We start from the raw sequence: 15,226 nt of genomic DNA, 5'->3' as shown, positions 1-15,226 counted from the left end.
CTGCAGCGAGTGAATCATGAGCGAATCGGTTTTTGAGATCCACGACTGGACCCTGAGCGTTGACGACAACATGTTGTGTCGCCCCGACCGTGAGGTCTACCTCGAACCCAGACTGGTCAATCTGTTGCGGTTTCTGGCCCACAATGCCGGCACCGTGTTTGGCCGCGATGCCCTGATCAACGAGGTGTGGGATGGCGCCGAGGTGACCGATCAGGTAGTGACCCAGTCCATCTTCGAACTGCGCAAGATCCTCAAAGATGGTCGCACCGATGCGACCGACTATATCGTCACCGTACCCAAGCGCGGCTACAAGCTGGTGGCACCGGTGCGGCCGTTGCAGGTGGTTTCCGTGGTGATGGCGGACGAGCAGCCCGCGCCCGCGGTCAATACCGCTCTCTCCGACAACCCGACGCTCTCCGATCTGAGCCCGCCCGTGGCTGAGCAGGATGATGATGCACAGCCCAATGTCGCCCCTTTTCCCGCCGGGCCCCTGACCCGCGCCATCTCTACCCATGCCAAGGATGCCCGCAGCCGCTGGAAGATGGTGAGTTTCGATATCTTCGTTGCCATCGTGCTGATCGCCATTGTCAGCATGCTCAGCTACCAGCACACCAGCCCCCAGGTACACGCCATGCTGGATCCCAATCTGCTGGTGTTCCGCTTCCACTCCGGTATGGATGACAACAACGAGAACGTGCGCCTCGCCGATGGCATTACCCGCGCCCTGATGGGGGAGGTGGCCGTGGCTACGCCGCTGCGGGTGCAGTATGGTGCCACCACTCTGATGGGGGGCATCATGCCCGGCAAGGAGCTGAGTGTGCGGGTCACCCGCCAGCCCCGTGGCACCTATCTCGATCTGGAGTATCGCAATATCAACACCAACCGGGTGCTGTTCAGCCATCAGTACCAGCTCAGTCGCCACAGTGTGCACGGCGTGTTGCAGTCGAGCAGCCAGGATCTGCTGCGCGCCCTAGACCAACCCGATGCCGAGCCGGGGATGGGCTGGCCGACCGATGATGCCTCCCTGATGGCGATGATGGAGGCGCAGTACTACATCAACAGCCGGGATCCGGTCGCCCTCAAGCGTGGGATTGATCTGCTGGAGCAGGCGCTGATTGCCCATCCGGATCAGCCGCTGCTGTTGGCGGAGCGCTATCTGGCGGGCGAGGCGCTGGCCACCCTGGCGGGCAAATCCGAGAGCGAGCGGCTGCAGGGGATTGGCACTCATCTCGCCAGCGTGGTGCAAAACAGCGGTGCTCTCCCTGCTCGGGTGTGGGAGGCGTTGACCCTGCAGGCGATCCTCAACGGCCAGCAACAGCAGGCCAACTATCTGCTGGAGAAGGCGGCGAGTCGCGGCCGCTCGGTGCTCTATTACATACTGCAGGGCAAGCTGGCGGAGCTGGATGGTCGCCCCGAGGCGGCGGGTGATGCCTACAGTCAGGCCTTTCTGATGGAGGCGACCGAGCAGACTTATCTGCTCTGCCAGCAGCTCGGTTTCTACAGCAATATGGAGAGCCTCACCCCGGCTCTGTTCAATGCGCTGGGCCAGAGCAAGGTGAAGCTCTTCTAACTCCGCAGTGTTGGGTTTCCCCCGGTCGGCGCGGTTGCCGACCCCATCCACAGGCTGTCTTCGGGCGGCCTGTGCGGTTTCTGCTTGTCTCAATCCTGCTTGTTTGCCACCGGAGATAGTCGCTCTGGTACGGCCCGATTTATCCCCCGCAGCTCCCCACTATCTACATCTGCCTTTGTCTTGCCCGCGGCATTCGCGGCTCTCGCGTTTGTTCGGCTTCACGCCGCGCACGCAGCTTGTGACATCTGCTCATGGTTGGCGGCGGGATAAGCTGTCTGTCTCGACCCATTTCTCATTGCTGACCGGTTATCGCCGTTGCGCTTTACCTCTGAGTTTGGATTGTGATGAGCCGAGCGAAGGGGAAAGCAGGAGGTGAGCGGCCACTTAGGGTTATGACCCAAAGGGCGTTCGGATGGTTACAAGGGGAGTGGGCGCAATGGGAGCTGCTTTATCCCGGGTTTATCTGGTCAAAAATATCAAGACGGCGAGATAAGGGGGTTATCAAGGGGCCAAAATGGGGCGGAAGGATATCAAGGTTTTATCAAGGTGGCGGTGTGACCTGATGTCAATTGACTGTTTTTAAATGGTTTTTATCAAAAATAATGAGACAGCGAAAAAAGTTGGCTCATATTTTTATCCGTTAGCTGGTCTTTATGTTTTCCGGGGATGAGAGGCCTAGTCTGTGCCCATTCTTTGGCGGGGCGTTCCGCCAAATGTGTATGTGACGACCCGACCTTTTATAGAACCGGAGATCTTATGTCCCTAGATACGAGCAAGAAGATTGGCCTTATCGCCTGTACAGGTGTGGTGGCCGGCAACATGATGGGGAGTGGTATTGCGCTGCTGCCTTCGGCACTGGCCACCATCGGCTCCATCTCTGTCTTTAGCTGGGCAATCTGTCTGGTAGGCGCCATGGGCCTCGCCTTTGTCTTCGCCCGCCTTGCTACCAAGAACCCGCAAGAGGGTGGCCCCATTGCTTACGCTGGCGAGATCTCTCCGGTGTTCGGTTTCCAGACCGGTGTGCTTTATTACCACGCTAACTGGATCGGTAACCTGGCCATCGCCATTACCGGCGTCTCCTACCTCTCGGTCTTCTTCCCCATTCTCAACAGCCCAATTCCGGCCGCCGCAGCCACCATCGCTGCCGTCTGGATCTTCACCTTCGTCAACCTGCTTGGCGGTAGCTGGGTGAGCCGACTCTGTACCCTGGGTCTGGTGCTGATCCTGCTGCCGGTTGTCGGTACTGCGGTGATGGGCTGGGGTCATTTTGATGCCACCGTCTACAGCCAGAACTGGAACACCACCAGTGGCAGCGACCTGCATGCGGTCATCAGCGCCGTGCTGATCTGCCTCTGGTCTTTCGTCGGTGTTGAATCTGCCGCCGTCTCCTCCGGCATGGTGAAGAATCCCAAGCGCACCGTACCGCTCGCCACCATGCTGGGTACCGGTATCGCGGGTGTTATCTACATCCTCTCTACCCAGGTGATCAGCGGCATGTTCCCGGCCGGTGAAGTGGCTGCTTCCGGCGCCCCGTTTGCCATGGCCTCTTCCGCCATCTTCGGTAGCTGGTCTGCACCGTTTGTCTCTGCCTTCACCGCTCTGGCCTGCTTCACCTCGCTCGGTTCCTGGATGATGCTGGTAGGCGAGGCGGGCAAGCGTGCCGCCAACGACGGCAACTTCCCGAAAATCTACGGTGAAGTGGACAAGAACGGCGTGGCCAAGAAGGGTCTGATCCTGGGCTCCCTGAAGATGACTGCCCTGATGATTGGCCTGACCGCCTTCACCTCCCAGTCTGCCCACGCTGCCGACCTCTTCAATGTGCTGACCACAGATGCGGTGCTGCTGACCATGCTGCCCTACTTCTACTCCAGCATTAACCTGATCCGCTTTGAAGGTATGACCTCCCGCAGCATCGGCGCCATGATCTTCTCCGGTGTGGCCTGCGTCTTCTGTCTGGTAGCCCTGATGGGTGCCAAGGGTTCCAACCTCACAGCTACCTTCGTGGTGTCGCTCATCATCCTGATGTTCTACGCCAAAAAACTGGGTCTGCGTCAGCACGATGCCCTGCTGAACGAACAACCCAGCAACTGATTTCCCCTTTTATCTTCCGAGCGCTCTTCACTCACCATCCCTGATGGAGAGCGCCCCTTTACGTGTGGAGCATTACGATGAATATCATTGCCATCCTCAACCACCTCGGCGTTTTCTTTAAAGAAGAGCCCATTCGCCAGCTGCAAGCCTCCCTAGAGCGCAAGGGTTTCGAGGTTGTTTATCCGGTCGACGTCGCCGACCTGCTGAAGCTGATTGAGAAGAACCCCCGCGTTTGCGGCGCCATCTTCGACTGGGACAAATACTCTCTGGGTCTGTGCAAGGAGATCCACGATCGCAACGAGAAGCTGCCGATCTTCGCCTTCGCCAACGACCAGTCCACCCTGGACATTCACCTGACCGACCTGCGTCTGAACGTCCATTTCTTCGAGTACCGTCTCGGCATGGCTGACGACATCGCCCTCAAGATGGGGCAGGCCACTCAGGAGTATCAGGACGCCATCCTGCCGCCGTTCACCAAGGCACTGTTCAAGTACGTGGAAGAGGGTAAATACACCTTCTGTACTCCGGGTCACATGGGTGGTACCGCCTTCCAGATGAGCCCGGCCGGCAGCATCTTCTATGACTTCTACGGCCCGAACGCGTTCAAGGCTGACGTCTCCATCTCCATGCCGGAGCTGGGCTCCCTGCTGGATCACTCAGGTCCGCACAAGGAAGCCGAAGAGTACATCGCCCGTACCTTCAACGCCGATCGCTCCTATATCGTTACCAACGGCACCTCCACTGCCAACAAGATCGTCGGCATGTATTCAGCGCCGGCCGGCAGCACAGTGCTGGTTGACCGCAACTGCCACAAGTCGCTCACTCACCTGATGATGATGAACGACGTGACGCCGATCTATTTCCGTCCGACCCGCAACGCCTACGGCATTCTGGGTGGTATCCCGCAGAGCGAATTCAGCCGCGACACCATCGCAGCCAAGGTTGCCGCGACACCGGGTGCTCAGGCTCCCCGTTACGCCGTAGTCACCAACTCCACCTATGATGGCCTGCTCTACAACACCGGCTTCATCAAGGAGAGTCTGGATACTCCTTACATCCACTTCGACAGTGCCTGGGTGCCTTACACCAACTTCAGCCCGATCTATGAAGGCAAGTGCGGCATGAGCGGCGAAGCGATGCCGGGCAAGGTGTTCTACGAAACCCAGTCCACCCACAAGCTGCTGGCGGCCTTCTCCCAGGCCTCGATGATCCACATCAAGGGTGACGTGGAGGAAGAGACCTTCAACGAAGCCTTCATGATGCACACCTCCACCTCGCCGCAGTACGGCATCGTGGCCTCTACCGAGATCTCTGCTGCCATGATGCGTGGCAACACCGGCAAGCGTCTGATCAAGGACTCCATCGATCGCGCCATCTCCTTCCGCAAAGAGATCAAGCGTCTGCGTGATCAGAGCGAAGGCTGGTTCTTCGACGTATGGCAGCCGGACAACATCGACACCGTCGAGTGCTGGAAGCTGGATCCGAAAGATGACTGGCACGGCTTCAAGGACATCGATGACAACCACATGTACCTGGATCCGATCAAGGTCACTCTGCTGACACCGGGTATGGGCCGTGACGGCCAGCTGCTGGAGAAGGGCATCCCTGCCTCCCTGGTCTCCAAGTTCCTGGACGAGCGCGGCATCGTGGTCGAGAAGACCGGCCCCTACAACATGCTGTTCCTCTTCTCCATTGGTATCGATCAGTCCAAGGCGATGCAGCTGCTGCGTGCCCTGACCGAGTTCAAGCGTGGTTACGATCTGAACCTGACCATCAAGAGCATCCTGCCGAGCCTCTATCGTGAAGACCCGAGCTTCTACGAAGGGATGCGCATCCAGGAGCTGGCGCAGCGCATTCACGAGCTGACCAGCAAGTACCGTCTGCCGGAGCTGATGTTCAAGGCGTTCGACGTACTGCCGGAGATGAAGATGACTCCGCACGCCGCATGGCAGCAAGAGCTGGCCGGCAACGTGGTGGAAGTGCCGCTGCGTGACATGGTTGACCGCATCAGCGCCAACATGATCCTGCCGTACCCGCCGGGAGTACCGCTGGTTCTGCCGGGCGAGATGGTGACCCAGGATTCTCTGCCGGTGCTCGAGTTCCTCGAGATGCTGTGCGAGATCGGTGCCCACTACCCGGGCTTCGAGACCGACATCCACGGCCTCTATCGTCAGGCCGATGGCAGCTACACCGTCAAGGTGCTGCGTTAATCACAGTGACAACAACGGGCCGCAAGGCCCGTTTTTCCCTCCGGAATTTCTCTTTTCTTGCGTGAGTCATCATGAAGCGAGTGCTCTCCATTCAATCCCATGTGGTCTTTGGCTGTGCCGGCAACAGTGCCGCCGTCTTTCCCATGCGTCGCCTCGGCATCGAGGTGTGGCCGATGAACACGGTGCAGTTCTCCAACCACACCCAGTACAGTGAGGGGTGGCAGGGGATGGTGATGCCGGCGGGCCATATCGCCCAGCTGGTGGATGGGCTGGCGGAGATTGGCGTGCTGGCCCAGTGCGATGCGCTGCTCAGCGGCTATCTCGGCTCGGCCGAGCAGGGGGAGGAGATCCTGGCAGCGGTGGCCCGGCTCAAGGCGTGCAATCCAGGCGCCCTCTACTTCTGCGATCCCGTGATGGGTCATCCGGACAAGGGGTGCATAGTGGCGCCCGGCGTCACCGACTTTTTCCGGGAGCGGGCCTTGCCCCGCGCCGACCTGCTGGCCCCCAACCTGCTGGAGCTGGAGCAGCTGACCGGTCGCGATATCGGCAATGTCTCACAGGCGCTGGCGGCGTGCCAGCAGCTGCGGGAGCAGGGGGTCAAGATGGTGCTGGTGAAACATCTGGGCAAGGCCGGCTTTGCCATGGATCGCTTCGAGATGCTGCTGGTGTGCGAGGAGGGGGCGTTTCACCTCTCGCGCCCGCTCTACCCCTTTGCTCGCCACCCCATCGGGGTCGGGGATCTGCTAAGCGCCACCATGCTGGCCAATCTGCTGGCCGGCTTCACACCGGTGGTGGCGTTCGAGCGCACCAATGCCAGTGTCGATGCGGTGCTGGCTCGTACCTGGCTGACGGGGGCCTACGAGCTGCAACTGGTGGCGGCCCAGCACGAGATGGCGCTGCCGCAGGTCTCCATTCGGGCGACCCGCCTCTGAGCTGGTTACGCGCACAGAAGAAACAACAAAGCCCTGATCATCAGGGCTTTTTATATTTCAGATTCGGGGAGAGGGCTTAGTCCTGCGGGCTTTTGAGCGCCTTGACCACATCCTCTTTGGGCTCCAGCTCCTTGACCTGATTGAAGATCTCCAGCTCCCCTTGCGGACTGACGGTGTAGGCATCGGCATCCTGATAGCTGCCGCTGCCGGCGCTCTCGATGATGACCACCAGCTCGGGCTGTTTGTCGCCATTCAAATCGACCAGTTTCAGCTCCCGGATAAAGCCGTTGCGGGCCATCACCTTGCCATCCTGAAACTCATCCAGTGGAAATTGGGCGTTCTGGCCCGAATAGAGCCGCACGTCATAGCTGCCGATGGAGGCGGGCTCACCGGCCCCCTGCGCCACCCGGATCACCTGCCCGGAGGGGAGGGTCAGTTGCTTGCTAAATCCCTCTTCGGCTTGTGCTTGTGCCGCCAGCGGCAGGGCCAGCAGCCCCGCCATCATCAATGCTCTGTTCATCTTGCAACCTCTTGCTGTCTCTTGAGTGCGGGCTCCCGGGGAGCCCGCCGTGATGTTGCTACCAGATCTTCACCCGCTTCTGGGGCGGTAGATAGAGTTTGTCACCCGGCTGGATGTTGAATGCCTCGTAGAAGGCGGGAATGTTCGGCACCACGCCGTTGACCCGGTACTCGGGCGGTGAGTGGGGGTCGGAGCGCAGCAGCATCTGCATCAGCTCGGGGCGATACATCCCCTTCCACACCTGCGCCCAGCCGAGGAAGAAGCGCTGTTCGCCGGTGAAGCCATCCAGCACCGGTGCCTCCTTGCCATCGAGCGACAGCTCGTAGGCCTTGTGGGCTATGGTTAGGCCGCCCAGATCACCGATGTTCTCCCCCAGGGTAAACTGGCCGTTGACGAACTGGCCGTTGATGGGCTCGAAGCGGTTGTACTGGGCCACCAGACGGCTGGTGCGAAAGCGGAACTCCTTGAGATCCTGCGGCGTCCACCAGTCGCGCATCATGCCGTCGCCGTCGGATTTGGCCCCCTGATCATCAAAACCGTGGCCCATCTCGTGACCAATGACCCCGCCGATGGCGCCGTAGTTGACCGCATCATCCGCCGTCATGTCGAAGAAGGGGGGCTGCAAAATGGCCGCCGGGAAGACGATCTCGTTGTTGCTCGGGTTGTAGTAGGCGTTCACCGTTTGCGGCGACATGTGCCATTCGTCCCGGTCGACCGGCTTGCCGAGGCGCGCCAGACTGTCTGCGTATTCAAAGGCTTGCGAGCGTTGCAGGTTGCCCACCAGATCATCCGGTTTGATGGCGATGGCGCTGTAATCCTTCCACTTGTCGGGGTAGCCGATCTTGGGGCGGAACTTGGCCAGCTTCTCGAGTGCCTGTGCCTTGGTCTCGGGCGACATCCAGTCGAGTTCCTTGATGCTCTGGCCGTAGGCGGTGCGCAGGTTCTCCACCAGCTGTTCCATCCGCTCCTTGGCTGCTGGCGGGAAGTAGCGGGCCACATAGAGCTGGCCGACCGCTTCACCCAGATGATCGTTCAGCACCCCGAGCGCCCGCTCCCAGCTGGCGCGCTGCTTGGGCGTGCCGCTCAATGTGGTGCCGTAGAAGGCGAAGTTGGCGCGGTCGGTCTCGCTGTCGAGATAGGGTGCGTAGTCGGTCAGCAGTTGCCACTTGAGGTAGGCCTGCCAGTCGGCGATGGGGGTCTGGGCCATCACCTGATCCAGCGCGCTCAGATAGGTCGGCTGACCGATGATGAGCTCCGGCTGGCCAGCAATGCCCGCGGCGTTCAGATAGGCCTGCCAGTCGAGATGGGGGGCGAGCCGTGCCAGTTCGCTGGCGGGGCGCTTGTTGTAGTTCTTCTCCCGATCCCGCAGGGCCACGTTGTCCCACTGGATGGTGGCGAGCCGGGTTTCGAGGGCCAGAATCCGTTTGGCCTTGCCGCTCGGGTCAGATTCCCCGAGGCGGCTCAGCATGGCGGCGATATGCTGCTGGTACTTCTGGCGCAGGGCCTGACTCTCGGGATCCTGCTTGAGGTAGTAGTCCCGGTCCGGCAGCCCCAGTCCACCTTGATAGAGGTAGACCACATAGCGGTCGGGGGACTTGGCATCGGCGTCGATCCAGATGCCAAACGGCGCGCCGCCGCCCATGCGGCCCGACTGGGCAAAGGCACGGGCCAGTGCGGCCTGATCACCGATCCGATCGATGTCGGCCAGCGCCGGTGCCAGCGGGGTGAGCCCCTTGGCGTCACGGCTTGCCTGATCCAGATAGCTGGCGTAGAGATCGCGGATCTGCTGGGTCGGTGTGCCGGTGGCGGCCTCCTGCTTGGCCAGTCCCTCGACCAGCACCCGCACATCGGCGAGGGATTTGTCCCGCAGCATGTAGAAGGCGCCATCGGCGGGGCGATCGTCTGGGATCTTGGCGGTGGCGAGCCACTTGCCATTGACGTAGCGGAAGAAGTCATCGCCGGGTTTGACCTGAGTGTCCATATTGGCCAGCGCCAGCCCGGAGTGTTTGGGGGAGTCTTGCGGTACCTGACTGCAGCCAGCCAGCAGGGCCAGTCCAATCAGGCCGGCCAGTAAGCTTTTCTTATTGTTCATCTTGTTTGATTCCAATTCCGATTGTTTGCTTCCCTGCCCATCTTCCTTGCTCCAACCGGTTGTGCGGCCGCCTTGCGGCCAGCCTGGTGGAGAGGGCGGGCGAGCCTCACTCTAGCAGCAGGGTTGCAGCTTGATAAGCCCGACTCTGCTAAGATCGGCCGGTCCATTTTGGGGAAGCCTATGATTTCTCATCTTTATTCTCGCTTTTGTCTGACTATGCCAGCGCCGGAAGGTTCCACCGGTCTGCTGGTGGCCTTCAGTGGCGGCCTCGACTCCACCCTGCTGCTGGTACTGGCGGCGCAGTATGCCCGCGAGCACGGCCTGCCACTTCGCGCCCTGCACGTGCACCACGGCCTCAGTCCCCATGCCGATGAGTGGGTCGCTCATTGTGAAACCGTGTGTCAGCAATTGGCGGTTGAGCTGCTGGTGGCGCGGGTGACTCTGGCCCGTGGCAATGGCGAGAGTCTGGAGGCGCAGGCCCGCACCGCCCGTTATCAGAGGCTGACCGCCCGGATGCGGGAGGGGGAGTGGCTGCTCACCGCCCACCATCAGGACGATCAGCTGGAGACCCTACTGCTGGCCCTCAAGCGCGGCGCCGGTCTGCGTGGACTGGCGGGGATTCTGCCAAGCCAGCCCTTTGCCGGTGGCCTGTTGCTGCGCCCGCTGCTTGATATGAGTCGCGCCGAGCTGGCCGAGGCGGCGGCTAGCCTCCCCTTTGGCTGGGTGGAGGATGAGAGCAATCTGGACGTGAGTTATGACCGCAACTTTTTGCGCCAGACGCTTATCCCCCAGCTCAAGGCGCGCTGGCCCGCCATGGCCCAGACCGCTGCGCGCAGCATGGCCCTGTGCGCCGAGCAGGAGGCGCTGTTGGAGGAGCTGGCCGAGAGTGACTGGCAGCTGGCGGGCGAGGGGGAGGCGCTCCATATCGGCCCCTTACACGCCCTCTCGCCCACCCGGCGCAACAACCTGCTGCGCTACTGGATCCGCCGTCAGGGGGGGGAGATGCCATCCCGTGAGCAGCTTGCCCGGCTCTGGCAGGAGGTAGCGCTGGCGCGCGGCGATGCCAATCCCCAGCTCAACTGGGGGCGCCAGAGCTGCCGCCGTTTTCAGGAGCGGCTCTATCTGGTGAGCCCGGACTTGCAACCCTGCCATCAGCTGTTGCCGCTGACAGTGGGTGAGCCGCTGACCTTGCCGGACGGGTTGGGTGAGCTGGTGGTGCGCATGGCGGAGCACGGCGAGGATCTGTTGCGTGCCCCCCGAGCGAATGAACCGCTCTCGGTGCGTTTTCAGGTGGCGCCCGGGATCCCCCTCAAACCGGTGGGGCGAAGCGGCAGTCGGCGGATGAAGAAGCTGCTGCAAGAGTATGGTGTTCCCTCGTGGCAACGGGGACGCATCCCCATCCTCTACTATGGCGAGCAGGTGGCGGCGGTGGTGGGGCTCTTTGTCTGCGACGGTTTTATGGCACAGAGTGCCGGGCTGGTTTGTCACTGGCAGGGGTGCGGTGCAGCTCCGGTTTTGCCCGAGCAGGATCTTGCCTGAGGTGATCTCGGCGTAAACCCAAAAAAGAAGCTCCGGTCACATGGCGCGCATGTGCCGGAGCAAAGAAGAGTTCGGGATTATTCGTTAGGGCTGGCCTTGCCGGCTTTCTTGCGGGCGTAGAGGTGACTGTCGGCCGCCTCGTAGAGGCTCTGCACATCGACCCCGGATTGCCAGCTGGCGGCGCCAAGGCTGCATCCGACCGAGAAGGTGCTGAGCTCCTTGTTGGTCATCAACATATGCTGCAGTCGCAGCCAGACCGGGCGCCACGCCTCGGGTTCGGCCGGTTGCAGCAGCAGGGCAAATTCATCTCCCCCGAGCCGGAAGGCTTGATCCGTGCTGCGGATACACCCCTTGAGCAGCTGGGCAAAACGGCTCAGCACCAGATCCCCCACCGGATGACCCCAGGTATCATTGATCTGCTTGAAGCGATCGAGATCCAGCAGCACCAGCACCAGACCGTGGGGCTCGCGGCTGTGCTGCTCGATGGCGCGGCCGATGGCCTCGTCAAAGTAGGAGCGGTTGCCAAGGCCGGTCAGGTGATCGAGCCGGACCAGCTGATCCAGTTTTTCCAGCCGCAGATAGAGGGGGAGCAGCAGGCAGAGCAGCTGATGGTATTGCATCAGTACCCGTTGCTGACTGCCGCTCAGCGGATGTTCCAGCTCGTAGTGAAGCTGGCCGAGCAGCTGGCCATGCTGACCGCGCAGCTCGAACGGATAGTTGTGCAGGTTGAGGGTGGCCAGCGGCGGGTGCTGGATCAGCACATGGGGCTGGCCACAATCGAGGTAGAGACCGTGGATCCTGACAATTCTTGCCGCACGATCGGCAAAAGTTGTCAGCAGACCGCCGAGATCGCTCTGCCCCAACAACTGCTCGAGCAACTGGTTGCGTTCAACGCTGGGCAACGGCGTGAGCCGCTCCATCTGGCGAACCCACTGCTCGATGCCATGGCTAAAGCCATTAAGTGACGACGTATTTTCCATGGTCTTCCACCTGTAACACCTGACTACTGTCTCCTCCCTGCAATTGGCATGCCCAATATATCTTTCCTGCCCGCCAGATCGGCTGACTAAGCTTAAGTCGATAAAAGGAGAGGAAAATTTGTACACCGACCTGTTGATCCTGCTGTTCGCCGCCGTGCTGCTGGTGGCAACTTTCCGGCGCCTCGGCTTGCCGGTCATCCTTGCCTACCTGATTGCCGGCGTCTTGCTCGGCCCCCACGGGCTGGCGGTGATCACCGGTCAGTCGATCATGCAGACCATTGCTGAGCTGGGGATCGTCTTTCTGATGTTCTCGCTGGGGCTGGAGTTCTCCCTGCCGAAATTGCTGGCGATGCGCCGGTTGGTGCTGGGGGTCGGGATGTTGCAGGTGCTGCTCACGTCACTGCTCTTTTTCGCCATCGGCTGGTGGTGGGGGCTGGGTCTGGCCCAGTCGCTGGTGGTGGCGGGGACGTTGGCGCTCTCCTCCACGGCTGTGGTGATCAAGCAGCTCGGCGAGCAGAAGCAGCTCCATACCCGCCGCGCCCAGCTGGGGGTGAGCGTGCTGCTGTTTCAGGATCTGGCGGTGGTGCCCCTGCTGGTGATGATCCCGATCCTCGCCCAGCCGGAAGTGCAGGGGAGTGCGCTGGCCGCCGAGATCGCCTGGGCCACCCTCAAGGGGCTGTTTGCTCTATTCACCCTGTTGGCGGTGGGCAAGTGGTTGCTGCCGTTGTTGTTTCACGAGGTGGCGCGAGCCCGCTCCGACGAGTTGTTCGTGCTGAGTGCCCTGCTGGTGGCGCTGCTGGCTGCCTACATGACCCATTCGCTGGGGCTGTCGATGGCGCTGGGGGCGTTTCTGGCGGGGATGATGCTGGGGGAGTCCCACTACCGTCATCAGCTGGAGGTGGACATCAAGCCCTTTCGCGACGTGCTGATGGGGCTCTTCTTTATCACCATCGGCATGGCCATGGAGTGGGAACTGGTGGCGCGGGCTTGGTGGCAGGTGCTGATCTGCGTGGTGTTGCTGGTGCTGTGCAAATCCCTGCTGGTGCTGCTGGCCGGGCGGCTGATGGGGGAGCGAAAGCGCGACAGCATGGCCGCCGGCATCATGCTCAGTCAGATGGGGGAGTTTGGCTTCGTGTTGCTGGCACTGGCGCTGCACCACGGCTTGCTGGATCAGCAACTGGTCTCCCTGCTGATCGGCATCGGCATCATCTCCATCGCCATGACCCCCTGGCTGGTGACTCAGGCCCATTCGCTGGCCCGCAGCCTCACCGATCCGGCGCTGCTGACTCGCTCCGAGGTGGCACAGTCGGGCCTGAGCAAAAACCAGCATGTCATCATCGCCGGCTTTGGCCGGGCGGGGCAGACCTGTGCCCGCTTTCTCAAGATCGAGGAGATCCCCTTTCTGGCCCTAGACCTCGACCCCGAGCGGGTGAGCGAGGCCAAGCTGGCGGGGGAGCAGGTAGCCTTCGGCGATGCCAGCCGCCGCGATATTCTGCTGGCCGCCGGGTTGTTGCGCGCGCGGCTGGTGATCATCACCTTCGATGATCGCAAACGGGTGGAGGCGATGCTGGCACTGATCCGCGAACTGGCGGGGGATCTCAAGGTGCTGGTGCGCACCCGGGATGACAGTTTTCTGGAGCAGTACAAGCAGGCGGGGGCGTTTGAGGTGATCCCCGAATCCCAGGAGGGGGCCCTGATGCTGGTCTCCCACCTGCTGCTCAATTGCGATATCCCCATCGGTCGGGTGATCCGCCGGATGGAGCTGGAGCGCAGCAGCCAGTATCGCTTTCTGCACGGCTTCTACTGGGGGGATCAGAGCGCCAGCAATCTGGAGGCAGATCAGCTGCTTGAACGCCTCCATCCTCTGTTGCTGCACGATCAGGCGTGGGCGGTAGGTCGTGAAGTGCGCGAGTTGCCGCTCGATGAGGTGCGGATCAAGGAGGTGCAGCGTGGCGATCAAAGTCTGGAACCCAGACCCGAGCTGGTGCTGGCGGCCGGTGACCGGCTGATCCTGTTTGGTACCGTGGTGGCGATGGAGCAGGCGGAGCAGCGTTTGCTGGAGGGGCGCTGAGTCCCCTTGCACTCATCGGCCGCCTCCTTTACTCCCGCTCTTTTGGTAGCCCTTCGATATCGAGGAAGGCGACGACCCGCTCCCGCTCCCTCAGGGTGTCCTGATAGCCCAGCTTGATCAGCTGCTGACAATAACCCGGATAGAACATCAAAAAGCTGGCCAGACTGCTGGTCTCATCCCCCTTCACACCCAGCACCCGCAACAGGCGGCGCAACTTTAGCGGCAGTTTGCGCAGGTAGGCCAGTGCGATGGTGTCGAGATCCTGACTCGGTTTCAGCACGCAGGTCTCCACCCGCTTCAGCTTGAGGCGATTGCGCTCCCGCTCAGGGATAAGATCCAGAGTCTGGTTGATGCGCCACAGCCGCTCCAGATCGGAGTTGAGGGTGTCGGTAAAGACCGTATCGAGCAGATGGCTGGCAATATTGGAGCTGGTGAGATGGCCGTGATGATGGGTCGGTGCCGAGTGGGCTGGCGGATCCAGGGTGATCAGCAGGATCCGCTCCGCCCCCAGATGGATGGCGGGGCTGAGCGGGCTCAACTGGTGGATGGAACCGTCGCCGTAGAACTTCTCGCCGATCCGGGTGGCCGGAAAGACGAAGGGCAACGCCGAGGAGGCGAGCAGATGCTCAGATGTAAGCACGGTGCGTACCCCGCGCCGTCTGGCCCGCTCCCAAGGATGGTGGTCGGCCCGCCCCTGAAAGAAGGTGGTGGAGAGACCGTCATCGTAATCCGATGCCGTGATGGCCAGCGCCTCCAGACTGCCGTAGAGGATGTTGTCATCGATGCGGTGATAGTCGATGAGTTGATCCAGCAGGCGGTGCAGCGGCGCGTTGTCAAAGAGGTGAAAGGCGTGGTTGGTGTGGGGATTGATCAGCCCTGCCGACCCTTCGTACATCAACCGCCACAGCAGGCGCCCCGGGTGAAAATCGAAGATGTGGTGAGTCTCGAAACGGCGCCAGACCCACTCCAGCTTGCGCACCCCCAGATGGAAGCAGGAGGCGTAGCAGGCGAGCGCGGTGACATTGATAGCCCCCGCCGAGGTGCCGCAAAGGATGGGAAAAGGGATGCCGAGATTGCGCGGGTAGAGCTCCGCAATCGCCTTGAGGGCGCCGACCTGATAGGCGGCGCGAGCACCGCCACCGGTGAGCAACAACGCTGTATTGGGTCTGGCCATATGCTGGCGCCTTATCGTGTTCTGACAAGAATGTTCCCACTGACAAG

The 15,226-nt window shown here is 61.4% G+C and carries 10 protein-coding genes; 6 read left to right on the top strand and 4 right to left on the bottom strand.

The genetic code is table 11. The features are described 5' to 3' along the window. Positions 1-16: 16 nt before the first annotated feature. From cadC to pdxY, 4 genes are all read left to right on the top strand, one after another. The gene (gene cadC, locus G5168_RS03720) at positions 17-1,570 is read left to right on the top strand and encodes a lysine decarboxylation/transport transcriptional activator CadC (RefSeq protein ID WP_204479934.1); all 1,554 of its coding nucleotides are present in this window, start codon (positions 17-19) and stop codon (positions 1,568-1,570) included. Positions 1,571-2,326: 756 nt separating this feature from the next. Further along, entirely contained in the window at positions 2,327-3,661 is a 1,335-nt protein-coding gene (gene cadB, locus G5168_RS03715) for a cadaverine/lysine antiporter (RefSeq protein WP_069554518.1), read from the top strand. 77 nt (positions 3,662-3,738) lie between these two features. Beyond that, positions 3,739-5,871 carry a lysine decarboxylase CadA gene (locus G5168_RS03710; RefSeq protein WP_005349824.1) on the top strand — a complete coding sequence of 711 codons (2,133 nt, stop codon included), beginning with the start codon at positions 3,739-3,741 and terminating at the stop codon, positions 5,869-5,871. Between the two features lie 71 nt (positions 5,872-5,942). Next, positions 5,943-6,803, top strand: a complete 861-nt coding sequence (pdxY, locus tag G5168_RS03705) for a pyridoxal kinase PdxY (RefSeq protein WP_421251862.1) — start codon at positions 5,943-5,945, stop codon at positions 6,801-6,803. Positions 6,804-6,879: 76 nt separating this feature from the next. Here pdxY and G5168_RS03700 read toward each other — a convergent pair whose 3' ends face one another. Together G5168_RS03700 and G5168_RS03695 are read right to left on the bottom strand one after the other, a co-directional pair. Then, entirely contained in the window at positions 6,880-7,323 is a 444-nt protein-coding gene (locus G5168_RS03700; RefSeq protein WP_005358797.1) for a PliI family lysozyme inhibitor of I-type lysozyme, read from the bottom strand. 58 nt (positions 7,324-7,381) lie between these two features. After that, positions 7,382-9,415, bottom strand: coding sequence for a M13 family metallopeptidase (locus G5168_RS03695; protein WP_421251861.1), 2,034 nt, complete (start codon positions 9,413-9,415; stop codon positions 7,382-7,384). Between the two features lie 180 nt (positions 9,416-9,595). Here G5168_RS03695 and tilS point away from each other — a divergent pair, with 180 nt between their 5' ends. Then, positions 9,596-10,954 carry a tRNA lysidine(34) synthetase TilS gene (gene tilS, locus G5168_RS03690; protein WP_421251860.1) on the top strand — a complete coding sequence of 453 codons (1,359 nt, stop codon included), beginning with the start codon at positions 9,596-9,598 and terminating at the stop codon, positions 10,952-10,954. Positions 10,955-11,031: 77 nt separating this feature from the next. Here the strand turns inward: tilS and G5168_RS03685 are convergent, their stop codons facing one another. Beyond that, positions 11,032-11,934, bottom strand: a complete 903-nt coding sequence (locus G5168_RS03685; RefSeq protein ID WP_164537497.1) for a GGDEF domain-containing protein — start codon at positions 11,932-11,934, stop codon at positions 11,032-11,034. Between the two features lie 118 nt (positions 11,935-12,052). Here G5168_RS03685 and G5168_RS03680 point away from each other — a divergent pair, with 118 nt between their 5' ends. Continuing rightward, positions 12,053-14,005, top strand: coding sequence for a cation:proton antiporter (locus G5168_RS03680; protein ID WP_421251859.1), 1,953 nt, complete (start codon positions 12,053-12,055; stop codon positions 14,003-14,005). A 28-nt stretch (positions 14,006-14,033) separates the two neighbouring features. On the opposite strand, the gene G5168_RS03675 is transcribed toward G5168_RS03680, so the two are convergent. Further along, positions 14,034-15,179 carry a patatin-like phospholipase family protein gene (locus G5168_RS03675; RefSeq protein WP_005347843.1) on the bottom strand — a complete coding sequence of 382 codons (1,146 nt, stop codon included), beginning with the start codon at positions 15,177-15,179 and terminating at the stop codon, positions 14,034-14,036. Positions 15,180-15,226 lie beyond the last annotated feature (47 nt).

The sequence above is a fragment of the Aeromonas sp. 600724 genome (assembly GCF_049175135.1).
Classification (GTDB): Bacteria; Pseudomonadota; Gammaproteobacteria; order Enterobacterales; family Aeromonadaceae; genus Aeromonas; species Aeromonas veronii_A.
The sequence above is the reverse complement of the archived record's forward strand: the minus strand, read 5'-3'. Positions and strand labels throughout refer to the sequence as shown.